The sequence below is a fragment of the Dietzia massiliensis genome, from assembly GCF_018390595.1.
GTDB classification, from domain to species: domain Bacteria; phylum Actinomycetota; class Actinomycetes; order Mycobacteriales; family Mycobacteriaceae; genus Dietzia; species Dietzia massiliensis.
The window spans coordinates 1-367 of sequence record NZ_JAHBAV010000303.1 but is presented as its reverse complement, the minus strand read 5'-3'; the positions used below and the strand labels follow the sequence as shown (position 1 = coordinate 367).

Here is a 367-nt window from a genome sequence, read left to right as displayed (position 1 = left end):
CTTAAATAGTGAATTAGTCGCACGTATAGTCACTCGCCACGGCCCCGAGTGTTCGGTAGCCAGTTTAGAAGAAGCTCTTGGCTGTGATCTCGTGCTATTAGCCACCAGCGCCGGAACTCCTTATGTGCCGATGAGTGTACGTTTCCAACCGAACCAGCTCGTTCTCAATATCTCGCTTCGTGATTTACACCCTGAGACCATTCGAACGGCTAATAACGTGTTTGATGATGTTGAACATTGCCTGAAGGCAAACACTACACCCCACCTCCTCGAAAAATTGAACGGAAATCGAAATTTCATCACAGGCACACTGGCGGAATTCATATGCTCTGAGAAGCAGCTTGACCCTGATCATCCAACCGTATTC

The 367-nt window shown here is 48.0% G+C and carries 1 protein-coding gene; it reads left to right on the top strand.

The features are described from left to right. Positions 1 to 367, top strand: a 367-nt coding sequence (locus tag KHA85_RS17315; protein ID WP_213186730.1) for a hypothetical protein, incomplete at both ends; no start/stop codon positions are given.